This window comes from Micromonospora sp. NPDC005206 (assembly GCF_040608175.1).
Classification (GTDB): domain Bacteria; phylum Actinomycetota; class Actinomycetes; order Mycobacteriales; family Micromonosporaceae; genus Micromonospora.
Map to the genome: position 1 here is coordinate 233,560 of NZ_JBEXHU010000013.1, position 22,974 is coordinate 256,533.

At 71.2% G+C, this 22,974-nt stretch carries 18 protein-coding genes; 12 read left to right on the forward strand and 6 right to left on the reverse strand.

The window, feature by feature from the left end:
- The first annotated feature begins 67 nt into the window (after nt 1-67).
- A complete protein-coding gene (locus ABZU69_RS21485; protein ID WP_354966102.1) occupies nt 68-3,070 on the forward strand; it encodes a S8 family serine peptidase in 3,003 nt (1,000 codons plus the stop codon).
- Nucleotides 3,071-3,183: 113 nt separating this feature from the next.
- Here the strand turns inward: ABZU69_RS21485 and ABZU69_RS21490 are convergent, their stop codons facing one another.
- A complete protein-coding gene (locus ABZU69_RS21490; RefSeq protein ID WP_354966103.1) occupies nt 3,184-3,774 on the reverse strand; it encodes a TetR/AcrR family transcriptional regulator in 591 nt (196 codons plus the stop codon).
- Nucleotides 3,775-3,908: 134 nt separating this feature from the next.
- Between ABZU69_RS21490 and ABZU69_RS21495 the strand changes: the two genes are divergently transcribed.
- The gene (locus ABZU69_RS21495; RefSeq protein WP_354966104.1) at nt 3,909-4,940 is read left to right on the forward strand and encodes an aldo/keto reductase; all 1,032 of its coding nucleotides are present in this window, start codon (nt 3,909-3,911) and stop codon (nt 4,938-4,940) included.
- Nucleotides 4,941-4,973: 33 nt separating this feature from the next.
- On the opposite strand, the gene ABZU69_RS21500 is transcribed toward ABZU69_RS21495, so the two are convergent.
- Nucleotides 4,974-5,372 carry a DUF2267 domain-containing protein gene (locus ABZU69_RS21500; RefSeq protein ID WP_354966105.1) on the reverse strand — a complete coding sequence of 133 codons (399 nt, stop codon included), beginning with the start codon at nt 5,370-5,372 and terminating at the stop codon, nt 4,974-4,976.
- 268 nt (nt 5,373-5,640) lie between these two features.
- On the opposite strand from ABZU69_RS21500, the gene ABZU69_RS21505 reads away from it, so the two are divergent.
- Both ABZU69_RS21505 and ABZU69_RS21510 read left to right on the forward strand, forming a co-directional pair.
- Nucleotides 5,641-6,201: an NAD(P)H-dependent oxidoreductase gene (locus ABZU69_RS21505; RefSeq protein WP_354966106.1), complete on the forward strand. Its 561-nt coding sequence runs from the start codon at nt 5,641-5,643 to the stop codon at nt 6,199-6,201.
- Between the two features lie 56 nt (nt 6,202-6,257).
- On the forward strand, nt 6,258-7,028 hold the full coding sequence (locus ABZU69_RS21510) for an SDR family NAD(P)-dependent oxidoreductase (RefSeq protein WP_354966107.1): 771 nt from the start codon (nt 6,258-6,260) through the stop codon (nt 7,026-7,028).
- Nucleotides 7,029-7,100: 72 nt separating this feature from the next.
- On the opposite strand, the gene ABZU69_RS21515 is transcribed toward ABZU69_RS21510, so the two are convergent.
- Entirely contained in the window at nt 7,101-7,592 is a 492-nt protein-coding gene (locus ABZU69_RS21515) for a MarR family transcriptional regulator (RefSeq protein WP_354966108.1), read from the reverse strand.
- Between the two features lie 105 nt (nt 7,593-7,697).
- Here ABZU69_RS21515 and ABZU69_RS21520 point away from each other — a divergent pair, with 105 nt between their 5' ends.
- The 3 genes from ABZU69_RS21520 to ABZU69_RS21530 are packed head-to-tail and all read left to right on the forward strand — an operon-like array spanning nt 7,698 to nt 10,526.
- The gene (locus ABZU69_RS21520; RefSeq protein ID WP_354966109.1) at nt 7,698-8,747 is read left to right on the forward strand and encodes an LLM class flavin-dependent oxidoreductase; all 1,050 of its coding nucleotides are present in this window, start codon (nt 7,698-7,700) and stop codon (nt 8,745-8,747) included.
- Entirely contained in the window at nt 8,740-9,771 is a 1,032-nt protein-coding gene (locus ABZU69_RS21525) for an LLM class flavin-dependent oxidoreductase (RefSeq protein WP_354966110.1), read from the forward strand. Before ABZU69_RS21520 ends, ABZU69_RS21525 begins: the two co-directional genes overlap by 8 nt.
- A gap of 38 nt (nt 9,772-9,809) precedes the next feature.
- Nucleotides 9,810-10,526, forward strand: a complete 717-nt coding sequence (locus ABZU69_RS21530; RefSeq protein ID WP_354966111.1) for an NAD(P)-binding domain-containing protein — start codon at nt 9,810-9,812, stop codon at nt 10,524-10,526.
- A gap of 4 nt (nt 10,527-10,530) precedes the next feature.
- Here ABZU69_RS21530 and ABZU69_RS21535 read toward each other — a convergent pair whose 3' ends face one another.
- A complete protein-coding gene (locus ABZU69_RS21535; protein ID WP_354966112.1) occupies nt 10,531-12,780 on the reverse strand; it encodes a tetratricopeptide repeat protein in 2,250 nt (749 codons plus the stop codon).
- 169 nt (nt 12,781-12,949) lie between these two features.
- Between ABZU69_RS21535 and ABZU69_RS21540 the strand changes: the two genes are divergently transcribed.
- Nucleotides 12,950-13,405: a carboxymuconolactone decarboxylase family protein gene (locus tag ABZU69_RS21540; protein WP_354966113.1), complete on the forward strand. Its 456-nt coding sequence runs from the start codon at nt 12,950-12,952 to the stop codon at nt 13,403-13,405.
- Nucleotides 13,406-13,478: 73 nt separating this feature from the next.
- Entirely contained in the window at nt 13,479-13,937 is a 459-nt protein-coding gene (locus tag ABZU69_RS21545; RefSeq protein ID WP_354966114.1) for a DUF1801 domain-containing protein, read from the forward strand.
- A 61-nt stretch (nt 13,938-13,998) separates the two neighbouring features.
- On the opposite strand, the gene ABZU69_RS21550 is transcribed toward ABZU69_RS21545, so the two are convergent.
- A complete protein-coding gene (locus ABZU69_RS21550) occupies nt 13,999-14,892 on the reverse strand; it encodes a LysR family transcriptional regulator (protein ID WP_354966115.1) in 894 nt (297 codons plus the stop codon).
- 91 nt (nt 14,893-14,983) lie between these two features.
- On the opposite strand from ABZU69_RS21550, the gene ABZU69_RS21555 reads away from it, so the two are divergent.
- The 3 genes from ABZU69_RS21555 to ABZU69_RS21565 all read left to right on the forward strand — a co-directional run bounded on the left by ABZU69_RS21555 (nt 14,984) and on the right by ABZU69_RS21565 (nt 20,024).
- On the forward strand, nt 14,984-15,964 hold the full coding sequence (locus ABZU69_RS21555) for a DMT family transporter (RefSeq protein WP_354966116.1): 981 nt from the start codon (nt 14,984-14,986) through the stop codon (nt 15,962-15,964).
- Nucleotides 15,961-16,521, forward strand: a complete 561-nt coding sequence (locus tag ABZU69_RS21560; RefSeq protein WP_354966117.1) for a M17 family peptidase N-terminal domain-containing protein — start codon at nt 15,961-15,963, stop codon at nt 16,519-16,521. The genes ABZU69_RS21555 and ABZU69_RS21560 overlap by 4 nt, the downstream gene beginning before the upstream one ends.
- A gap of 161 nt (nt 16,522-16,682) precedes the next feature.
- On the forward strand, nt 16,683-20,024 hold the full coding sequence (locus ABZU69_RS21565) for a S8 family serine peptidase (RefSeq protein ID WP_354966118.1): 3,342 nt from the start codon (nt 16,683-16,685) through the stop codon (nt 20,022-20,024).
- Nucleotides 20,025-20,066: 42 nt separating this feature from the next.
- Here the strand turns inward: ABZU69_RS21565 and ABZU69_RS21570 are convergent, their stop codons facing one another.
- On the reverse strand, nt 20,067-22,931 hold the full coding sequence (locus tag ABZU69_RS21570) for a BTAD domain-containing putative transcriptional regulator (protein WP_354966119.1): 2,865 nt from the start codon (nt 22,929-22,931) through the stop codon (nt 20,067-20,069).
- Nucleotides 22,932-22,974 lie beyond the last annotated feature (43 nt).

A 22,974-nucleotide genomic window follows, 5' to 3' on the forward strand; every position in this document is an offset into this window, starting at 1 on the left:
GGTGTCGCTGGACGCGGACGGCCACCCGCGGATCGAGCGGGGACCGGGACGGGCCGGCATGCGGTTCGTGAGCAGCCGAGAGGGTGGCCACCAGTACGTCATCCCGGTCGACGCGGTGCCGATGCTGCGTGACGGGCGGCTCGACCGGCGGCTGTTCGACCTCACCGCGCTCGGCGACTTCGGCTACGACGACCGGAGGGCCGAGCTTCCGCTGCTGGTCACGTACCCGGAGAACATGGCGACGCGGGCGCGGTCCGCCGCCGGAGCCGCGCGGGTGCGGGCCGACCTGCCCGCCGCCAACGCGCTGGCCGTGCGGGCGGGCCTGGACGACCGGGTCGAGCTGTGGTCGTCACTCACCCGCGGCACGTCGTCGGCGCGCGCGCTCGCCGCCGGGATCACCCACGTCTGGCTGGACGGCAAGCGCCACGTCTCCCTCGATCGCAGCGTGCCGCAGATCGGCGCCCCGACGGCCTGGCAGGCGGGCTTCGACGGCGACGGCGTGACGGTCGGGGTGCTGGACACCGGCATCGACGCCAGCCACCCCGACTTCGCCGGGCAGATCGCCGCGATCCACGACTTCACCGGCGGCAACGACCCCGGCGACACGGTCGGCCACGGCACCCACGTGGCGTCGACGATCGTGGGCAGCGGCGCCGCCTCCGGCGGCAGGTACCGGGGCGTGGCACCGGGCGCGAAGCTGGTCGTCGGCAAGGTCTGCGCCACCACGGAGTGCCAGGACTCGGACATCATCGCCGGGATGCAGTGGGCGGCGCCGCAGGCCCGGGTGATCAACCTGAGCCTCGGTGACACGGACACGCCGGCTCTCGACCCGCTGGAGACCGCGGTACAGGACCTCAGCCAGCGGTACGGCACCCTCTTCGTGGTCGCCGCGGGCAACGAGGGTAAGCCGAAGTCGGTCTCGACGCCGGCCTCCGCTGACGACGCCCTCGCCGTCGCCGCGGTCGACGCCGACGACGAGCGGGCCTACTTCTCGAGCCGGGGCCCCCGCGTCGGCGACAACCACATCAAGCCCGAGATCAGCGCGCCCGGCGTCGACATCGTGGCGGCCGCCCCCGGTGGCGGTTACGCCCCCATGTCGGGCACGTCGATGGCGACCCCGCACGTGGCGGGCTCGGCCGCGATCCTCGCCGGGCGCCACCCCGACTGGTCCGGCGCCCAGCTCAAGGCTGCTCTGATGGGCTCGGCCAAGCCGGCCGGCGCCGACAGCCTCTACGACCAGGGCGCCGGGCGGGTCGACATCGGTCGTGCCGTCGCACAGCCCGTCGCCGCTGAGGTCGCCGCGATCGACTTCCCGGTCCAGCGCTGGCCCCACGCCGACGACACCCCGTTCACCCGTGTCATCGGTTACCGCAACACCGGCACCGCACCGGTCAGCCTCTCGCTCACCATCACCCCGGCTCCCACCGGCATGATCACTGTCAGCCCGGCCACGCTGATGGTGCCGGCCGGCGGCCGCGCCGAGGCCACGATCACCGTGGACACCCGGGTGGACGCCCCCGACGGCCTCTACCCGGGCGCGCTGACCGCGACCGGCGCCGGGGACCTGCGGGTGCGGACGCCGTTCGCGCTCAACCGGGAGATCGAGAGCTACGACGTCCGGCTCGACCACACCGGGCGCGACGGCAGACCGGCCACGGAGTACGACACCGTGGCGGCGAACCTGAGCACCGGTGAGTTCACCACCCTCGCCGGGCAACCCGGCGGTGGCACGATGCGGCTGCCCAAGGGCCGCTACGCGCTGTACAGCACGATCCACGAGGGCGACGTGTCGACGCTGCTCGTGCAGCCGGTCCTGGACGTACGGGGCCCGGTCACCGAGGCGCTCGACGCCCGCACCGCCCGGCCGGTCTCGCTGACCGTGCCCCAGCGGGACGCCGCAGCGCTCTCGATCAACGTGAGCGCGAACTGGAACGACAACTTCCGCTACCCGGGCGTCCAGCTCAGCGGGACGTCGTTCGCGGACGTCTTCTTCGGCCGGATCGGGCCCGCCGTCGCGGCCCCCGAGTTCGCGGTCACACTGGGCGTCGGGCTCGGCCGCCCGGGCCGGGACGGGACGTTCCGGAACAGCCCCTACACGTACGACCTCGCGTACGTGAGCAAGGGCGACATGTTCACGGGCCTGACCAGGAAGCTCTCCCCGAAGAACCTCGCCACCGTCAAGACGACCTACCGCAGCCAGTCCAGCATCGCGACCGCGACCCGCTTCCACCGTGCGGCGTCCCCCGGGGGCCCGGGCCCGATCGGTTCGAGCACCTCGTTCGACCTGCCGTTCCACGCCACCGAGTACTACAACACCGACGGCGGACTCGTCTGGACGTCCACGTTCGTCGAGGGCGACAACCTCACCACGCAGGAGTCCACCTTCCGGGCGGGCAGGACCTACCACCAGACCTGGAACGCGGCGCCCTTCGGGCCCACCGTGGCGCAGCCTCCGGCCTGGTCGCCGCTCGGTTACGTGGGCCGCGACGGGGACACCATCTCGGTCGCGTCGCCGCCGCTGTTCGCCGACGCCTCCGGCCGCCCCGCCAGCCGTGACGACCTGCAGGTCCACTACCGGTTGTCCAGAAACGGCAAGGAGATCGCCACCGCCGACGGCTCGTACGCGGACTTCCCGGTGCCCGCCGACAAGGCCACCTACCGCCTGGAAGCGACCGTCACCCGCGGTGCTCCGGACACCCTGTCGACGTCGGTCTCGGTGGCCTGGACCTTCACCTCGGCACACACGTCGAAGCCGGAGCCGCTGCCCCTGACGACGGCCCGGGCGACGCCCGCGTTGGACGACACCAACACGGCCCGGGCGGGCCGGGCGATGACCATCCCCGTGGCACTGGACCGGCATCCGGGGTCGACGGCCGCGCCCAACCGGACGCTCGGCGTCTCCGCGTCGTTCGACGATGGCAGGACGTGGGTGGCGTTGCCGGTCCACCACGGCGTCGCCCTGATCAAGCATCCGCGCCGGCCCGGCTTCGTGTCGCTGCGCATGACGGCCACCGACACCGCTGGCAACACGGTGGCGCAGACGATCCAGCGGGCCTACCGGATCGCCTGACCCAGGCCCCGGTCCGGGGTGGGCGGCGGCGTTTCGCCGTCCACCCCGGACCAGTGCCATCGGGGGCGTCGGAGCAGCCGGTTCCGGTGCGGCCACGACCGGCAGGGCCGTGACTACCCTCGGCGGAGCAGTCCGGCGATGAGCAGCTCGACCAGGCGCCGGGCGTCGTAGTTGGGGTCGCTGTCGGCGCCGATGCAGAGATTGCCGACCCCGCGCATCAGTTCGTACGCATCCATGCCGGGGCGTATTTCGCCGGCCTCCGCTGCCGCGTCGAGCAGTTGGTTGCACACAGGCACGAGGCGGTCGAGGAAGTAGCCGTGCAGCGTGTCGAAGCCGGCGTTGTCCGGCTGCAGCACGCCGGCAAGTCCGCGCTTGGTGACCAGGAAGTCAACGAAGAGGTCGATCCATCGCCCGAGGGCGGCGTGCGGAGTCGCACTGCTCGCGAGCAGAGCCGGACCGGCCTCGGCGCAGGCGTCGACCTGGTGCCGGTAGACGGCGATGATCAGATCAGCGCGCGTCGGGAAGTGCCGGTAGATCGTGCCCGTCCCGACGCCGGCTCTGGCCGCGATGTCTCGTACCGGCGCTTCCACGCCCGAGTTCACGAAGACGGCGGCGGCCGCGTCGAGCAGGGCCTTCTCGTTGCGTACGGCATCGGCCCGCTTGCGCGGGGACACTCCCGCCACAATCCCGTCGCCCTGGGTCACCGCGCTGTTCCCTCCGTCACCGGCCTTGGCAAACGGAACACTGTTCCGTATGGTTCTAACGGAACGAGGTTCCGCTTGCTCATGATGCCAGAGCAGAGGACCGACAACCAACCGACCAGTGGAGGAAACACGTCATGCAGTACCGCACCTTGGGCCGCACCGGTGTGCAGGTCAGTTCTCTCGCGCTCGGAGCGATGAACTTCGGCAAGATCGGCCAGACGACCCAGGACGAGGCCACGGCCATCGTCGACGTCGCCCTCGAAGCCGGGATCAACCTCATCGACACCGCCGACATGTACAGCCAGGGCGAGTCGGAGGAGATGGTCTGCAAGGCGATCGCCGGCCGCCGCGACGACATCGTGCTGGCCACGAAGGCGAACATGCCCATGGGCGACGAGCGCAACCATCAGGGCAGCTCGCGCCGCTGGCTGGTCACCGAGTTGGACAACAGCCTGCGCCGCCTGGGCGTCGACCACGTCGACCTCTACCAGATCCACCGGTGGGACCCGCGGACCAGCGACGAGGAGACGCTGTCGGCCCTGACCGACCTGCAGCGCGCCGGAAAGATCCGCTACTTCGGCTCCTCGACCTTCCCCGCGTACCGCATCGTGCAGGCCGAGTGGGCCGCCCGGGAAAACCACCTGAGCCGCTACGTCACCGAACAGCCCGCCTACTCGATCCTGCAGCGCGGGATCGAGACCCACGTCCTGCCCGTGACCGAGCAGTACGGGCTCGGCGTGCTGGCGTGGAGCCCCCTGGCCTCCGGCTGGCTATCCGGCGCGATCCGCGAGGGCCAGGAGATCGCCACCAACCGCTCCGCGTTCATGCCGCAGCGCTTCGACACGACCATCCCCGCCAACCGGGCCAAGCTCGACGCCGTCGAGCGGTTGGCCAAGGTCGCCGACGAGGCCGGCCTGACCATGATCCAGCTCGCGCTCGGGTTCGTCACCGCGCACCCCGCCGTCACCAGCGCGATCATCGGCCCCCGCACCATGGACCACCTGCGCTCTCAGCTCGCCGCGGCGGACACCGTGCTCACCGCTGACGTGCTCGACGCGATCGACGCGATCGTCCCGCCCGGCGTCGACCTTGCCGCGCACGAGAAGTTCGACACCCCGCCCGCCCTGCTCGACCCGTCATTGCGGCGCCGGCGACCGCTCCCGTGACGCTCGGCCGTCCACGATCGCGTCGTGCGACCGTCAGGCCTGCCGGCGGACGAACGGCGCGGTCTGGTCGGCGACGTCGCCGTACTCCGCCGGCAACTGGGTGACCACCTGTTCATAGCCGGCGGGGTCGAGGGCGTCCCGGAGGACGTCGAAGACCGCCGTGACTCCGTCCCTCGCCGCGTCCGCGTCGACGTCCGCGCGGCCGCTGACCCGGTCGACGAAGGCGTCGAGGCCGAACCGTTCCGCGGTCTCACTGCCGCCGAAGGCGTACGCCCGCAGCCCGTCGGGAAGCTGGCCGGCCAGATCACGCGCCTCTCCGCCATCGATCCGTTCGGCCAGGGTGGTCAAGGTGGCCTGCGTGACGGCAGTCGCCTGCTCCGACGACATCCCGGATCGCGTCGCCACCAGGTCGAGGAACTCGTTGTCGTTCACCGTGCGGCCCTCCTCTCGCCGTTGAAGCAGTCGAGTTCCCAGGCTCCATGTCGACAAACGAGGTCACACGACGGCGCGGGGCACGGCGTACCCGATCCGTCTGCTCATCCGGATTATGCGGTTCGGGCCGGTCCGGGCTTCTTGTCGGGTTCGATGTGACGGTGAACATGCGTCCGCTGTATTTGCTTGACGAAGCAAGCTGTTGACGTACCGTTGCGTCGCCACGCAAGGACACCGCTCGGGTGCCCCGTACAAGGAGGAACCGCACATGACCAGGATCGGCATCATCATCGGCAGCACCCGGCCGGGACGAAACGGCGCGGCCGTCGGGCAGTGGGTGTACGACGTCGCCAGGCAGCGCACGGACGTCGAGTACGAGCTCGTGGACCTGCTCGACTACAAGCTGCCGCACCTCGACGAGGTGTACCCGCCGGCGATGGGCCAGTACCAGCAACCGCACACGCTGGAGTGGGCCCGAAAGATCGCGTCGTTCGACGGCTTCGTGATGGTGACGCCGGAGTACAACCACTCGACGTCCGGCGCGCTGAAGAACGCGATCGACTTCCTCTACAGCGAGTGGAACAACAAGGCCGTCGGGTTCGTCAGCTACGGCTCGGTGGGCGGCGCGCGGGCGGTGGAGCACCTGCGGCTGATCTCTGCTGAGTTGCAGCTGGCCGACGTGCGGTCCCAGGTGGCGCTCTCGCTCTTCACCGACTTCGAGAACTTCAGCGTCTTCAAGCCCAACGACTTCCAGCGGGACGCGCTGAACGCCACCCTCGACCAGGTCGTGGCCTGGAGCCAGGCCCTCGCTCCCCTGCGCGCCGCGTAGGGCTCGACCGGACCGATCAACGCCACCCCCCGGAAAGCGTGGAAGGAAACTGCGCGATGCGTGGACTCAAGGACAAGGTCGCCCTCGTCGCCGGTGCGGCGCCGGGCAATATCGGCGGCGCGACGGCGATCCGCCTCGCCGAGGAAGGCATGCTGGTCGTCGCGGCGGATCTGAACCAGGCCGCCGCCCAGACCGTGGTCGACGACATCACCGCCGCCGGCGGAACAGCCGTGGCGCGAGGCTTCGACATCACGAACGAGGAGTCCTACCGGGACGTCATCACCTTCACCGTCGACCGGTTCGATGGCCTGCACGGCCTGTTCAACGTGGCCGCGGATCTGTCGCCACGAAACCTCGGCCGGGACGCCGACGTCACCTCGGTACCGTTCGACGTCTGGCAGCACACCATCGACGTCACCCTCACCGGCTACATGTACGGCATCCGGCACGCCCTGCCGATCATGATGAGGAACGGCGGCGGCTCGATCGTCAACACCATGTCGAGCGCGGTGTGGCTGGGCGAGCCCGAACGCGTCGCCTACCAGGCGGCCAAGAGCGGACTGATCGGCCTCACCCGGCACACCGCGAGCCTCGGCGGCAAGCACGGCGTCCGTACCAACCTTCTGTCGCCGGGCGTGGTTCTCACCGGCGCCGCGCTCGAGTCCACCACCGAGGAGTTCCGCGCGCAGATGCTCGCGACGGTACGTTCGCCGCGGCTGGGTCGGCCGGAGGACCTCGCCGCCATGGTGGCGTTCCTCTTCTCCGACGACGGCGCCTACGTCAACGGCCAGTCACTGCTCGTCGACGGCGGCGCCAGCTTCACCTGATCCGCACCGGGCGTGCGCTCGCACGCGGGGCCAGCTACCGGCGTGGGCCGGCGAGCTTTCGCGGACGCCGACTCATTCCTCGTCGCGCGGGTCGAGATTCGCGCGAAGCGCCTCCGCGATCTCGCCCGCCGCGACGAGTTGCTCCGGCGTGAGAGCGTCGACGAAGAGCTCGCGAATGGCGCGCAGGTGCGGAACGGTGGACCCCTGGAACGCCTCGGCGCCGGCCGGCGTGAGCAGCACCTCCGCCCCTCGGGGGACGGTGGGGCACGCCTGGCGGCGGATGAGTCCGCGCCGCTCCATGCGCCCGAGGTGGTGGGAGAGTCGGCTCCGCTCCCAACCGATGTGTGTCGCGAGTTCGGACGAGCGCATCTGACGGTCCTGCGCCTCGCTCAGGGCGAGCAGCACGGCGTAGTCCGCCGGCGAGAGCGCGGACTCGATCTGGAGGCGGGACGCGAGCTGCGCCTTGAGTTCTCCGGTCGTCTCGATGAAGTCCCGCCAGACCCGTAGCTCCTCCGCGGTCGGCAGTTGGCGTCCTCTCCGCCGCTCGGGTGTGGCCCTTGTCATCCGATTCTCCTTGGTTGACGCGTCAATTGGCAGGTTAGCATCATTGACGTGTCAACCGCTAAGGCCCCTTTCCGGGGTGTCGGCGGGACCGCATGAGGAGGAGACATGACGGCTGAAGGCTTCGAACTGGGCCTCAACTCGTTCGGGGAGGTGGCCACCGATGGCGACCGGGTCCTGAGCGACGCCGAGACCGTGCGGCTGCTCGTCGACGAGGCGCGGCTCGCGGAGTCGGTCGGGCTCGACGTGTTCAGCCTGGGTGAGCACTACCGGGAGGGCCACAACGACTCGGCCACCCCCGTGCTGCTCGCGGCGATCGCCACGGCGACGCATCGGATCCGCCTCGGCACCTCGGTCACGGTGCTCAGCACGAACGACCCGGTGCGGCTCTACCACGAGTTCTCCACCCTCGACGCGGTGTCCAACGGCAGGGCCCAGCTTGTTCTCGGGCGCGCGTCGGCGACCGAATCGTTTCCCCTGTTCGGCTACGACCTGGCGGACTACGAGCGGTTGTTCGAGGAGAAGCTCGACCTCTTCGTACGGCTCCAGCGCGACGAACCGGTCACCTGGTCCGGCACCGTGCGCAGCCCACTGACCGCGCAGCGGCTGCATCCGCGGATGCGGGCAGGCGGCATCCCGACCTGGATCGGCGTCGGCGGGAGCCCGAACTCGGTGGTCCGCGCCGCCCGCTACGGGCTTCCGCTCATGCTCGCGATCATCGGCGGACGTCCCCAGCGGTTCGCCGGCCACGTCGACCTCTACCTCCGGGCGCTCAAACAGGCCGGGCATACTGTGCGGCCGATCGGGCAACACTCGCTCGGCCTCGTCGCGGACACCGACGAGGAGGCGGTGGAGACGTGGTGGCGGTACTGGCAGCCGGTCGTGGCGGCGCTCGCCGAGGAGCGCGGCTTCTACAAACCGGACCGCGCGCGCTACGAGGCCGAAATCGACCACGGAGCGCTGTTCGTCGGGTCGCCGGAGACGGTCGCGCGGAAGATCGCCACGGTGGCCCGCGATCTGCGGCTGAGCCGCTTCGACCTCAAATACGACATCATGCACCTGCCCCGCGAGGCACGCGCGCGCACCATCGAGCTGCTGGGCAGCGAGGTCGCGCCGCGGGTCCGGGAGCTGCTGGCGAAGGAGCCCACCAATGTCTGACCTCGAGTTCGGCCTCGACACCTTCGGCGACGTACCGCAGGACGACTCAGGCAAGCCGATCTCCTACGCGGCGGCCATCCGGCAGGTCGTCGACGAGGCGGTGCTGGCCGACCAGCTCGGCGTGGACGTCATCGCCCTCGGCGAGCACCACCGGCCCGAATATTCGGTCTCGACGCCGGAGACCGTGCTGGCCGGTATCGCCACCCGCACCTCGCGGATCCGGCTCGCCTCCGGAGTGACCGTGCTGAGTTCGGACGACCCGGTCCGGGTGTTCCAGCGCTTCGCGACGGTCGACGCGCTGTCGCACGGCCGGGCCGAGGTCATCCTCGGCCGTGGCTCGTTCACCGAGTCCTTCCCCCTGTTCGGTTACGACCTGCGCGACTACGACGTGCTGTTCGAGGAGAAGATCGAACTGTTCGCCAAGCTGCTGGACGAGCAGCCGGTCACCTGGAGCGGCACGATGCGGGCTCCGCTGGAGAACGCGGACGTCTTCCCGAAGACGGAGTCGGGGCGCCTCACCACCTGGGTTGGCGTCGGCGGGTCGCCGCAGTCGGTCGTGCGTACCGCCCGGTACGGCCTCCCGCTCATGCTCGCGATCATCGGCGGGGCTCCCGACCGCTTCGCGCCCTACATCGACCTCTACCGGCGGGCCGCCGAGCAGCTCGGCACGACCGCGCACCCGGTCGGGATGCACTCCCCCGGCTTCATCGCCGACACCGACGAGGAGGCGAAGGAGCTGTACTGGCCGCACTACCGGGTCATGCGGGACCGGATCGGCAGGCTGCGGGGCTGGCCGCCGATCCGTCGCCAGGAGTTCGACGCCGAGGTGGAGCACGGTTCCCTCTACATCGGCTCACCGGAGACCGTGGCCCGCCGCATCGCTGGGGCGATCCGCAGCGTCGGTGTCGGCCGCTTCGACCTCATCTACACGGCGGGAGCGCAGCCGGTCAGTGCCCGGATGCGCGCCGTGGAGCTGTACGGCAGCAAGGTGATCCCCCTGGTCCGCGACATCCTGGCCAGCTGACCCGTTCCACCGCCCGCATCGGCCCCCGGAAGGAAGACATGAACGGCAACGGCCGGAACATTGCACAGACCCTCGCCGTCCTCGGCGCCGGCAAGGTGGGCACCGTGCTCGCCCGGCTCGCCCTCGCCGCCGGCTACCGGGTGCTCGTCGCCGGCTCCGGCGACCGGGAGAAGATCGCCCTCACCGTCGAGGTGCTCACGCCCGGAGCGGTCGCCACCACCGCGGCCGACGCCGCGGCCGGCGCTGACATCGTGATCCTCGCCCTTCCGCTGGGCAAGTACCGCAGCGTCCCCGCCGAGGCACTGCGCGGCAAGCTCGTCGTCGACGCCATGAACTACTGGTGGGAGATCGACGGCATCCGCGACGACCTCACCAACCCGCGCACCTCGTCGAGCGAGACCGTCCAGGAGTTCCTGTCCGGCTCCCGGGTCGTCAAGGCCTTCAACCACATGGGTTACCACGATCTTGAGGACGAGGCGCGGCCCGCCGAAGCAGCCGGCCGCAAGGCCATCGCGATTGCTGGCGACGACTCCGCCGATCTCGCGGTGGTCGCGTCCCTTGTCGACGCGCTCGGCTTCGATCCGGTCGTCGCCGGTCCCCTCGCCGAGGGCGTACGGCTCGAACCGGGCAGCGAGTTGTTCGGCGCCAACGTCACTGCCGACGAGGTGCGGGCCATGCTCGACCGCTTTCCCGGATCCGAACGTGGACGGACCATTGCCGCTGCGCGATCCGCGCCGTCGCCGGATGCGGCGTAGCCGATCAGCGGCCGGCGCGTACGGCTTCCCGCGCCGCCCGGGCAAGTTGCTCGTCGTGCGGCCGGCGCAGCTCACGCGCGAGTTCGATGGTCCGGTCGAGCAGCGCCAGCGCCTCGTCACGGCGACCCGCCACACGGCACGTCTCGGCGTAGGTGTGCAGGAAGTCGATCTCCATCTGCACCTCGGCGAGCGGTTCCAGCAGCTCGAAGGCGCGCCGGTGATGTTCGAGAGCCTTCTCGGGTGAGCCCATGACCCGCAGCGCCACGCCGAGATAGTTGTGGCACCACGCCTGGTTGTGTTGGAGGTTGTTTTGCTCGGAGAGCCGCAACGCGTCGTGCAGCGCCCGCAGTGACTCTGCCGGGTCGCTCGACGCCAGTGCGACGCCGAGGGTGACCAGCCCGGTGATCTGGGCGGGCCCGTCGGCCAGGGCGACGGATGCCCGGGCGAGTTCGACGGCTTCGCCGTGCCGCCCGAGGTGCAGTGTCACCCAGCCGTCGAAGGCCAGCGCCTGGGACTGCCCGGCGCGGCGCCCGATCTTCTCGAACAGCTCGCGCGCCCGCCGGAAGTGCGGTTGCGCCCCTTCGAAATCGCCGAGATCCCGGCGGACCAGGCCGATACGCAGCGCCAGACCGGCTGCCAGGTCGTCGTCGTCGGGCCCGGACCGCTCCGCCAGCTCGTAGGCGGAGACCGCCTCGGTGAGACGTCCGGCGGCGGCACGGGCGTAGCCGAGGTCCGCCAGCAGCGAAGCGCGCTGCTGGTCGCGGCCCAGACGTGCCGCTGCCTCGGCGGCAGCTTCCAGCAGGCGTGCCTGGTCGTCGGTGCCGCGGTGCCGGAAGAACCAGACCCGCATGGCCTGCGGCAGTTCGGCAACCACCTCGTCCATGCCGAGGCGCACGGCGGCGTCGAAGCAGGCGATCAGGTTGACGTACTCGAGGTCGAACCAGGCCATGGCCTTCGCCGGATCGCCCGGCGCGGGTTCGCTGCGGTACGGCGAGGGCAGCGTCCGATCGTGGGCGACCGCCTGCGCCAGATAGTGCGTCAGGACCCGGCGCAGGGCTGCTTCGGCCTGCGGCTCCTCGTCGGCGGCGAGGTCCGCCGCGTACTGCCGGATCAGGTCGTGCGTCCGGTACCGTCCGGGCGAGATTTCCTGGATCAGGTGGGCGTCGACCAGCTCCTCCAGAACCACGTCGAGCCGGTCGGGCGGCAGGTCGACGAGCGCGCCCGCCACCGCCGCGTCGAAGTCGGCGCCCGGCAGCAGGCCCAGTAGCCGGAACACGCGCCGCTGGACCGCGTCGAGCTGCTGGAGCGACATGCCGAACACGGCATCGAAACGGCTGGCCGTATCGCGCAGTCGCTCGGCCAGCACCGCTACCGTCCAGCCTGGACGGTGACGGAGCCGTGCGCCCGCCATCCGTAGTGCCAGCGGAAGCCCGCCGCACTGCCGCAGCACCTGGCCGACCGCCTCCTCCTCGGGCAGTGCGAGGCCGGCCGCCCGGCCGAACAGGGTCGCCGCGTCGCCGTCGGCCAGTGGCTCCAGGGACACCGGCGGCACCCCGTCCAGAGTTACCAGCCGGTGCCGGCTGGTAACCAGGACCGTCGACTTGCCCGCGCCGGGCAGCAGTGGGCGCACCTGGTCCGCGTCGACCGCGTTGTCGAGCACGACGAGCGCCCGCCGGCGGGACAACTCCGACCGCCAGAGCGCCGCCCGTTCGGCGGCGCCGGCCGGAGGGTGCGTGACGTCCAACGCGCTCAGCAGCCGGCCCAGCGCGATCTGCGGATCCAGCGGCTCCTGGCCCGGGGTGAAGCCGTGCAGGTCGAGGTAGAGCCCGCCGTCCGGATACGAAGGGGCGAGCCGATGGGCCACGTGCACGGCCAGGCTGGTCTTGCCCACGCCCGCCATGCCGTCGATGGCAACCGCGCCAGCGGTACGCAGCAGCTCTTCGACCAGCCCGGACTCCGCCTCCCGGCCGGTGAAGTCGAACAGGTCGGCCGGCAGGTCGTTGCGGCGTGGGACGGGTGCGGGGCCGGCCTGAGCCGCCTCGGCCCACACCGCACGCAGTGGCCGGGGGTCACGCCCCACGGCCCGGCACAGCGTCACGACGGCGTCCCACGGCGGCACCAGCCGACCGGTCAGGTACCGGGACAGCGAGGAGCTGCTCAGACCGGACTCGCGGGCGAGGGCGCGCAGGCTGAGCCCGCTCAGCTCCTTGATCCGGGCCAGCTGAGCCACCAGTCGCTCCTGGGGGCTGGACACCTGCAACACCGTACCGTCCCGGCCCGCGCAAGCGGATCGGCGCTGCGTTTGCGCTGCTGGACAGGGGTCTCCGTGTCCCACGGTGTCCCACGGACCGCGCATGCCCCGGCACGCCGATGGTCGGATGACTCCCGTCAGAGACACCGACGACGAGGACGAAGGAGAAGCCATGTCGACCGAGCGCATGCCGAACCCGGCGGTTCTGCTCCCCGACGCGATGGAGGCCCTGATGGCCGTCAACCGGGCCGTCGCGGGCGGCGGGCTGGACGGCAGGCTGCTGGCGCTGAGCCACCTGCGGGCCAGCCAGATCAACGGCTGCGGCCCGTGTGTGGCCGGGGGCGCCCACCAGGCCCGCCAGCATGGTGCGACCGCGGACCAGGTGCACGCCGTCGCCGCGTGGCGGGAGACGCCCTGGTTCAGCGACGAGGAGCGGGTCGCGCTGGCGCTGACCGAGGCCGTGACCCGGCTCGCCGACCGACCGGACCCGGTGCCGGACCAGCTCTGGGACCTGGCCGCCAAGCACTTCGACCAGAAGGAGCTGGCCGCACTGCTGCTCAACATCGCGATGACCAACGCCTTCAACCGGCTCAACGCGCCCACCTGCCAGCAGGCGGGCACATGGTGACCTGTTCCTGATCGAACCGGCAGTACCGCACCGACCCGTACCACCCGAAGCCACACTCACCGATGGAGTTGTCATGTCGACCACCACGAAGACCACCACCGCCGACCGCGAGCAGCACGGCGGTTTCACCGACGAGGAGCGCGGCGCGATGAAGGAGCGCGCCAACGAGCTGAAGACGGGCGCCCGGCGGGGTGCCAAGGCCGACCCGGAGAAAGACGTACTCGCGAAGATCGCCGAGATGTCGGAGTCGGACCGCGTGATCGCCGAGCGGCTGCACGCCGTGATCAAGGCCAACGCGCCGGTCCTCACGTCGAAGCTCTGGTACGGGATGCCCGCGTACGCCCGCGACGGCAAGGTGGTCTGCTTCTTCCAGAGCGCGGCGAAGTTCAAGACGCGGTACGCGACGCTCGGCTTCAGTGACCAGGCGAACCTCGACGAGGGCAGCATGTGGTCGTGCTACTTCGCGCTGACCGAGCTGACGGCCGACGACGAGGCGAGGATCGGCGCCCTCGTGAGGCAGGCGGTGAGCTGAGGACAGGGTGCTTCTCGGCGGGAGGTCGGAGGTGCTCACGCCGACCTCCCGCCGAGGCGTTTCACTCCTTCGTGGCGTCTCTGAGTGCGTCGATCAGTGCGCCCAGTGCGGGCTGCGTCAGCGAGGCCTCCCGGACCGCGGCGTAGATCGTCCTGATCGGCTCCGGGCGACGGACCCGGCGGATGGTGACGCCACGATGGCGGGTGCCCAGCCCCAGTCGGGGGATGAGGCTGATGCCGAGGCCGGCCGCGACGAAGCCCTGAGCCGTGGCGTAGTCCTCCGACGTCGCCACGATGTTCGGGCTGAAGCCCGCCGCGGCGCAGGCGTCGATGATGGGCTCCAGGCAGGGACCGGGGGGTTCGCTGCCGACCCAGGGCTCGCCCGCGAGGTCGGCCAGGTCGATCACCCGTTGCGCAGCGAGCGGGTGCCCGGTGGGCAGCACGGCCTGGTACGCGTCGTCGAGCAGATGCACCACGCGGATGCCCTGGTGGCTGTCGTCGCTCGGTCGGCGTACCACGATGGCCAGGTCGGCACTGCCCTGCTCGACGTTCGGCAGCGGATCATCGGGATCGGTCACCTTTGCATCGATCGTCACGCCGGGGTGCTCACGCCGGAGTCTGGCGAGGGCGGGCGCCAGCAGGCTCGGGCCGATCGACGCGAAGTAGCGGATCGTCAGCCGGCCGGTACGGCCGGCGCGCAGGTCGGCCAGCGCGGTCTCGGCCTCGGCGACGTGCTGGCTGATGATGGCGGCGTGCCTGGTGAGCAGTCTGCCCGCCGCCGTGGGTTGCACACCTCGGCCGATTCGTTCGAGCAGTGCGATGCCGGCCTCCTTTTCCAGCGCCGCCACCTGCTGGCTGACGGCGGAGGGGGTGTAGCCGAGGTGCGCCGCCGCCGCAGTCACCGACCCGCTGGTGACCACCGCCCGCAGCACCTGCATGCGTCGCACATCAATCATGTAGCAGAGCTTAACGCTCATACAGAACTCTTTGCTTTTCCTTTCGAGTCGGGCACGGCACTGTTCGTGGGGACGAATCGAGGAGGTCCGGGTGAACGGTGCTGTGGGCAGGACGTGGGCGTGGATGCGGGTGGGGGTGCTCGCCCTGTTGTGGGGCTCCACCTTCCTCTGGATCGAGCTGGCCCTGGACGCCCTGACTCCGGTCCAGGTCACCCTCAGTCGTTGCGTACTCGGATCGGCCGCTCTGCTGGTGGTGTGCCTCGGCTCGGGTCGACGGCTTCCTCGGAGTGGGGCGGTCTGGGTTCACATCGTCGTGGCGGCCTTCTTCTGCAACGCCCTGCCGTTCGCCATGTTCAGCATCGGCCAGCAGACCATCGACTCCGGGGTCGCCGGGGTACTGAACGCGACGACCCCGCTGTGGTCGGTGCTGATCGGCATCGTGATCGGCTCGGAGCGCGGGCTCCGGCCGCTCCGGCTGGGCGGACTCCTGCTCGGGTTCGCCGGAGTTGTGCTGATCTTCGGGCCGTGGCAGACGACCGGGCCGGTCGGGTGGGGTGCCCTTGCCATCGTCGTCGCGGCGGCTAGTTACGCCGTCGGCTTCACCTACATGGGCCGCAACCTGGTCGGCAGGGGCATCCCCACCATCTCGCTGTCCGCGGCGCAGCTCGTCGCGGCGACCGGCCTGACCGCGCTGACCCTGCCGGCCGGTGGCCTGACCTTGATCGAGATCGACCCGAAGACCCTGGTCGCCGTCGTGATCCTGGGCGTCGTCGCCACCGGGATCACCTTCCACCTCACCTACCGGATCATCTCCGCCGAGGGGGCCACCAACGCCGCGACGGTCGGCTACCTGCTGCCGGTGGTCTCGGTAGCGCTGGGGGCCATCGTGCTCGACGAGGGTCTCAGCCTTCGGATCGTCATCGGAATGGTGGTCGTGCTCGTCGGGGTCGGCCTGGTTCGCCGCGGAAAGCCAACGCCGCCGACGCCGGCCCCCGGAAGAGGCCCCGGCGGCGCTGGCCGCGCCGAGAACCTGACCGTCGCCTTCCGCAGAGAACAGGACGTACGACAGTGACCGCACTATCGACAAGCACGATCCCCCTGGCGCTGCTGCCCGCGGACTGCGTCGTGATCGGCACCGCCAAGGGCCCCCGGGGCCCGGTGCTGGCGCCCGGCGCGGCGGCGGTGGCCAAGGCGTTCGACGGCACACTGGACGAGCTCTTCAACGCCCTGGGTGCAACCGGTGCCGAGGGCGAAGCGGTCAGGCTCCCCGCACCCGCCGGCATCCAGGCTGGGCTGGTCCTCGCGGTCGGCCTCGGCGACGCCGCCAACAACAACGAGGAGTACGACGTCGAGGCTCTGCGCCGAGCCGCAGGGGTGGCCGCCCGGGCGTTGGCTGGCGCCGGAACGATCGCGCTGGCGCTGCCGACCGGCACCGCCGAGGCCGTGGAGGCGGTGGCACTGGGTGGCCTACTCGGCACCTACGCCTTCACCGCCTACCGCACCACCGACCACGCCGCGCCCCCGGTCCGCGAGCTGACGATCTGCGTGAACCGCGACGACCGGACGGACGCCGAGGGCGCCGTGCGACGCGCCGCCGTGCTCGGCCAGGAGGTCAACCGAGCCCGGTGACCGCCGACGCCGTCGCCTGGCGATCCCATGACCGTTGAGGATCCGGACGTGCGGGCCCGGCAGAATTCAGTGAAAGTGACTCAAGTCACTCGGAGTGAACTTTCACCCGCCGGTCACGTCCGGAACACCTGGATACCTCTCGAGTTCATCCAGGGAGAATGATGCGTTCAGTTCGCAAGTTATCGGCGCTGGCACTGCTGGTGCTGGGCGTCTCGGCGGTGGCCCCGGGTGGTGTGCCGGCATCGGCGCAGCCCCGGGCCGCGAAGCCGGCGGCCACACCCCCGGTCGCGTCCAAGCCCCGGACGGTCACTCTGCTCACCGGCGACACCGTCCATCTCAGCACCGTGGACGGCCAGACGGCGGTCGACGTCGTTCCGGGCAAGGGACGGGAACGGATCCCATTTATCACCCACAGCGCCGGCGAGGACGTGCGGGTCATCCCCGCCGACGCCGTCGGCCTGCTCAACCGGGGCAAGCTCGACGAGCGGCTCTTCGACATCTCGACGCTGGTCCGCTTCGGCTACGACGACACCCGGGCAACCCTGCCGCTCATCGTCCAGCACGGCAGCGCCACCCCCGCCGGCCTCTCCGGCGCCCGGACCACCCGGGAGCTTCCCGGGGCGAGCGCCGTCGCGGAGAGCCGCGCGGACGCGGTGGCCTTCTGGAACAACCTCACCTCGGCCGCGAGTGGCACCAACCGGCAACTGCGGCCCGGGTTCGACAAGATCTGGCTCGACGGGCTGCGCCAGCCCACCCTGGACGTCAGCGTCCCGTTGACCGGCGCGCCGGAGGCCTGGAAAGCCGGCTGGACGGGCACCGGGGTGAAGGTCGGCGTGATCGACACCGGCGTCGACCAGACCCACCCCGACCTGGCTGACCGGGTCGTCGCCGCGGAGAACTTCACCGCCGACCCGGACACCCTCGACCGCATTGGCCACGGCACCCACGTCGCCTCGACCATCGCCGGCACCGCCGCCGCCTCCGAAGGCCGGTACAAGGGCATGGCGCCCGGCGCGAGCCTCTACAGCGCCAAGGTCTGCGTCGAAGAGGGCTGCCCGGAGTCGGCGATCCTGGCCGGCATGACCTGGGTGGCGCAGCAGGGCGTCAAGGTCGCCAACATGAGCCTCGGCGGCCCGGACAGCCCGGAGACCGACCCGATCGAGGCAGCCCTGGCCGACCTCACCCACCGCTACGGCGTGCTCTTCGTCGTCGCCGCGGGCAACAGCGGCGAGGCCGGCGAGTCCACGGTGAACTCGCCCGGCAGCGTGGCCGAGGCACTGACCGTGGGCGCCGTGACCAAGACGGGCTACCTGGCCTCGTTCTCGAGCCGCGGTCCGCGCGCGGCCGACGCCGGTATCAAGCCGGACGTCACCGCGCCAGGCGTCGGCATCGTCGCCGCCCGCAGTTCGACCTCCGGCATGCAGCCGGTTGACGAGAACCCGCAGTACACCAGCCTCAACGGCACTTCAATGGCGACTCCGCACGTGGCCGGCGCGGGGGCGATCCTGGCTCAGCAGCACCCGGACTGGGGGCCTGAGCGGATCAAGTCCACGCTGATGGCGGCCGCGCAGCCGAACGCCGCCGTCGGCGTCTACGAGCAGGGCGCCGGCTTCCTCAACGTCGGCCGGGCCATCCAGCAGACCGTCACGGCGAGCCCGGTCAGCGTCGCGTTTGAGCGGACCACCACTGCGCAGCAGAACACGATCACGTACGCGAACAGCGGCTCCTCCGCCCTCACCCTGGCTGTTCGTTTCGACGCCAAGGACGCCGACGGCGGCCCGGCGCCGGCCGGCCTGTTCAGCCTCAGCGCCTCCTCGGTGACGGTCCCGGCCGGCGGCACGGCCACAGTGACCGTCAACGTGCAGGCCGGCACCGACCTGCCCGACCGCTACTTCGGCGGTGAGGTGACCGCCACCGGCGGCAGTGCGCAGGTGCAGACGCCGGTCGCGCTCGACATCACCCGCCACCAGCTGGCCCTCAAGCTCATCGGGCCAGACGGCGGTGCGCCCACGCCCGATCAGGGCTGGGTGACCGCCCTGACCGACCTGGACCAGAAGTCCATTCTGGTGTTCGACAACCCCGCGGTCACCACGTACCGGATCCGCCCGGGCCGCTACCTCGTCCAGACCTACATGTTGACCGGTGACCCGTACCTCCCGTACATCAGGTCGCTGGTGCGCCCGGTCCTCGACCTGACCAGGGACCAGGCACTCACCGTGGACACCCGCCTGGCCAAGCCGATCACGGTGTCGGTGCCGAATCCGAAGGCCACCGCCGTCCACCAGGAGTCCGGCTGGACGATCCGGACGGAGGAGCCGCAGATCTACGGCAGCAATGACGCGTACGGCCTGCTGATGAACCTCCCCTTCGACCACCTGCGGACCGCGCAGATCGGGGCCGGCAAGACGCCCGGTTTCGTCTCCTATGTCAACGGGATGTGGGGCCAACTGGATCAGGACGGCGCCACCCACAACAGCCCTTACGTCTACCGGGCCTACTTCTACGAGCCGGAGAAGATGATGACCGGGCTGACCCGCAAGCTGCGCGCGGGCGACTTCGCCACGGTCCGCTCCCGGATCAGCGCGGACGTGGCCGACGTACCGGTCTGGCGGCTCGCGGTCGCGCACGCGCCCGGCAACTCGCCGCTCTTCCGGGGAGGCGACGGGCAGGTCCCGCGGGGCTTCACCTACGACGTGCCGAACACCATCACCGAGTACTACAACCACGACAAGCAGGCGGTGTGGCAGTCGATCTCGGGCCAGTCGGGCTACACGCGCTACCAGTCGGCGTGGACCAGCTTCCGGCCTGGGCGCACGTACACGGTCAAGTGGGCCAACGGGGTGGTCGGGCCGGTCTTCCCGGAGCCGGATTTCGCCCAACAGTTCGCCACCCGCTACTGGGGCGACACCATGGAAGGACCGGGGCCACTGCACGGTGACGGCGCCGGGCACATGGGTTTCCGGCACGTCGTCGGTGGCAGCGCACAGCTGAACCTCTATCGCAACGGGGTCAAGATCGCCGAAACGATCAACAAGGTGCCCGAGGCATGGCAGGTGCCTGCGGCGGCGGGTGACTACCGGCTGACCGCGACGTTCCACAGCGACCCGGCGTTCACCCTGTCGACCCTGGTCGACGCGGAGTGGACCTTCAAGTCCGCCCACGTGGCCGACGGCGATCTGGTGAAGCTGCCGATGACGGCGATCCGGTACACCCCGGAGCTGGACATCGAGAACCGGGCACCGGCCGGTCGGCTCTTCGCGATCCCGGTCTCGCTCGACCGTCAGGTCGGGGCGGCGAAGGGCCGGACCAGGACCCTGACCGTCGAGGCGTCCTTCGACGACGGCAAGACCTGGCGGCAGCTGCCCGTGCAGCGGTCGGGCGAGAAGGCGGTCGCCTGGGTGCGCAACCCGACTGGCACCGGTTTCGTCTCGCTGCGCTCCGCCGCGACGGACACCGGCGGCAACACGGTCAAGCAGACCGTGATCCGCGCCTACCGGTACTGAAGGTGGGACCCGGACGCGGTGCCCACCGGCGCCGCGTCCGGGTCACCGGTGCCAGAGCAGCCGGTCGCGGATCCGCCGGGCCAACGGCGAGTCCGTCCCGTCGAGCTCGGCGAGGGCCTCGCTCCACGCCTGCCCGGCCAGGGCCGGGTCGCCGTTGGCGGAGTGGAAGTCGCCGATGGCGACCAGCACCTCTGCGGTGTGGTGGGGGGCCCGGGCGCCGCGGAAGGTGGCGATCGCCTGCTGCCAGGTCGCCATCGCGTGTGGCAGGTCGTCGATCATCGAGTACGTGTGCGCCAGCCAGGCCTGGGTGGTGCCCACCCCGTGCAGATCGCCGAGGGCCTCGAACTGCCGCCGCGCCTCGACGAACATGCCCAGCGCCTCGGCGTGCCGGCCGAGCCAGCCCTGTGCCCGCGCGATGACCAGCAGGGCGTTGGTGGCGCCCCGCACGTTGCCCTCGGTGTGAAAGAGCGCCCGCGCGGCCTCGGCATGGCGGATCGCCTCGTCGTAGCGCCTCTGGTCCAGCCGGATCTCGGCGATGTTGTTCTCCACGTGGCCCTGCTCGGTCCGCCGGCCGAGCCGGTCGAAGAGCATCCGGGCGTGCTGAAGGTGCGACAGCCCATGGTCCAGGTCGGCCAGGAAGTAGCAGGCGCCAGCGAGGCTGCGGTGTAGCAGGGCCTGAGCGGCGGGGTCGTCCCCAGCCGTCGCGAGGCCCGCGCCGACCACTTCCGCCCACTGCTTGAACTGCGCGGTGTCCTGGAAGAAGTTCTGCATGGCCAACGCGATCCGCCAGGTCCCGGGAGGCCGGCCGCGCTCCCTGGCCCGCGCGACGATGTCGGTCAGCACCCGCTGCTCGGCGGCGAACCAGGCCATCGCGTCCGCGCGGTCGGTGAACCCACGCCCGGTGGCCCCGCGCTCGGACGGCTCCGGCTGCGGCAGCGGCACCTGCGGCAGCAGAGGCAGATGCGCCGCGTACGCGCTGAGCTGGTAGTAGTCGTGGACCCGGTCGATGGCGGCGTCCCGCTCGGCCGCGTCGTCGTGCTCCTCCCCGAGCTCCACGGCGTAGGCGCGCAGCAGATCATGCATTCGCCACCGACCGTCGGCGGCCTGGACCAGCAGCTGCGCCCCCAGCTCGGCGAGCAGGCCGCGGGCGGCGCGCACGGACAGGCCGCCCAGGGCGGCGGCCGCTTCCGTGCTCAGTCCCCCGGCGGGGTGCAACGGCAGCAGCCGGAAGAGCCGGCCCGCCTCGGGAGTCAGTGCCCGGTAGGACCAGGAGAAGATCGACTCCAGATCGGCGTGCCCGTCCCCGAAGCCGGTCAGCCGGCCGTCAGCCTCGGCCAGCTCACCGGCGACCGCGGGCAGGCTGAGCCCCGGCCGGCCGACGCTGCGGGTGGCGACGAGCGCCAGGGCCAGCGGCAGGCGTCCGCACCGCGCGATGATCTCGTTGACGGCGTCCGGGTCGGCGGCGGCCGCGTCGCCGAGCCGGCGGGTGAGCAGCTCGCGGGCCTCGGCATCGGTCAGCAGGTCGAGGTGCAGCGGGTGGGCGCCCGCCGGGCCGACGACACCGGTGATCCGGCGGCGGCTGGTGGCGATGACGAGGCTGCCGCCGGCGCCGGGAAGCAGGTGCCGGATCTGGTCCCAGTCGCGGCAGTTGTCGAGCAGGATCAGCATCCGGCGCTCGGCCAGGATGCTGCGGTACAGGCCCGCCTGGGCGTGCAGTTCGGCCGGTATGGCGGTCGGCGCGACCCCGAGGGACCACAGGAAGCCACGCAACGCCTCCGCCGGTGTCATCACCGAATCGCCGGCGTCGAAACCACGCAGGTCCGCGTGCAACTGCCCATCGGGGTAGCGGGCGGCCAGCTGATGGGCCAGGTGCACGGCGAGGGTCGTCTTCCCGACCCCGGGCATTCCGTCGATGACCAGCGCCGTCGTCCGCCCGTGTCCGACCAGCAACTCCTTCGCGGCGGCCACGACGCCGCGACGACCAGTGAAGTAGGGATGGTCGGCCGGCAACTGCGCCGGCGGCTCGGCCCGGGTCGACCGCGACAATTCCAGCTCGGCTGGCGGCCATGATTCGGCCTCCGCGCCGCCAGCCGGCGCTGCGGGCCGGATGAAGGCCGGTCTGACGCCGCGCCGCGACCTGGAGCCGTCGGCCGGCGCGTCGTGGTCGAACAGGCTGTCCCGGGCTTCGCGCAGGTCGCTGCCCGGCTGGATGCCGAGCTCGTCGGCGAGCCGGTGCTCGATGTTGGCGTACGCCGCGAGAGCCTCGGCCCGCCGGCCGTCCGCGGCGAGCGCGAGCAGCAGGCGCGCCTGCAGCGCCTCGTCCAGCGGCTCGTCTTCGGCGGCGAGCCGGATCGCGGGCAGCACCGTGTGGACGCATCCGGCCCGCAGAGCGACGTCGGTCGCCGCCCGGACCGCCGCGAACCGCTCGCCGTCGACCGCGACGAACTCCGGATGGGCCCGGCCGTCGGCCTGCAGGCCCGAGGCGCACCGATCGCGCCACAGCGCCAGTGCCTCCCGGTAGAGCTCGACGGCCGGCTCTCCGGAGCTGGCATCGGCCTGGGCGACCAGGCGCCGGAAACGCAGCAGGTCGAGCGACTCCCCGTCGATCCGTAGCCGGTATTCGGCGCCGTCACGGATCAGCACCGAGCCCGCTGCCCGGGTCGGCAGGCCCGGCTCGAAGCACCGCCGGAGCATCCCGACGTGCCGGTGCAGCACATTGACCGCGCTGGGTGGCGGGTCGGATTCCCAGAGCAGGTCGACGAGCTCGGCAACGCTGACCGCCCCGCTGGCGCGGGCGAGCAGCAACGCCAGGATCAGCCGCTGCTGTCGGGTGCCCAGGTCAATTTCGGACTGGCCACGCCAGGCCCGCACCGGGCCGAGAACGGCGAAGGAGAGCGGGCTGGTCATGGTGATGCGATCCGTAGGGGGCTGGTTGCCACGATCGCCAGAG

Bases quoted from the DNA above. Each gene is read 5' to 3' on its own strand.
- ABZU69_RS21495 (WP_354966104.1), top strand. From the start codon at position 3,909: ATGCAGTACCGCACCTTGGGCCGCACCGGTGTGCAGGTCAGTTCTCTC.
- ABZU69_RS21505 (WP_354966106.1), top strand. From the start codon at position 5,641: ATGACCAGGATCGGCATCATCATCGGCAGCACCCGGCCGGGACGAAAC.
- ABZU69_RS21510 (WP_354966107.1), top strand. From the start codon at position 6,258: ATGCGTGGACTCAAGGACAAGGTCGCCCTCGTCGCCGGTGCGGCGCCG.
- ABZU69_RS21515 (WP_354966108.1), bottom strand. From the start codon at position 7,592: ATGACAAGGGCCACACCCGAGCGGCGGAGAGGACGCCAACTGCCGACC.
- ABZU69_RS21520 (WP_354966109.1), top strand. From the start codon at position 7,698: ATGACGGCTGAAGGCTTCGAACTGGGCCTCAACTCGTTCGGGGAGGTG.
- ABZU69_RS21525 (WP_354966110.1), top strand. From the start codon at position 8,740: ATGTCTGACCTCGAGTTCGGCCTCGACACCTTCGGCGACGTACCGCAG.
- ABZU69_RS21530 (WP_354966111.1), top strand. From the start codon at position 9,810: ATGAACGGCAACGGCCGGAACATTGCACAGACCCTCGCCGTCCTCGGC.
- ABZU69_RS21540 (WP_354966113.1), top strand. From the start codon at position 12,950: ATGTCGACCGAGCGCATGCCGAACCCGGCGGTTCTGCTCCCCGACGCG.
- ABZU69_RS21545 (WP_354966114.1), top strand. From the start codon at position 13,479: ATGTCGACCACCACGAAGACCACCACCGCCGACCGCGAGCAGCACGGC.
- ABZU69_RS21550 (WP_354966115.1), bottom strand. From the start codon at position 14,892: ATGATTGATGTGCGACGCATGCAGGTGCTGCGGGCGGTGGTCACCAGC.
- ABZU69_RS21565 (WP_354966118.1), top strand. From the start codon at position 16,683: ATGCGTTCAGTTCGCAAGTTATCGGCGCTGGCACTGCTGGTGCTGGGC.
- ABZU69_RS21570 (WP_354966119.1), bottom strand. From the start codon at position 22,931: ATGACCAGCCCGCTCTCCTTCGCCGTTCTCGGCCCGGTGCGGGCCTGG.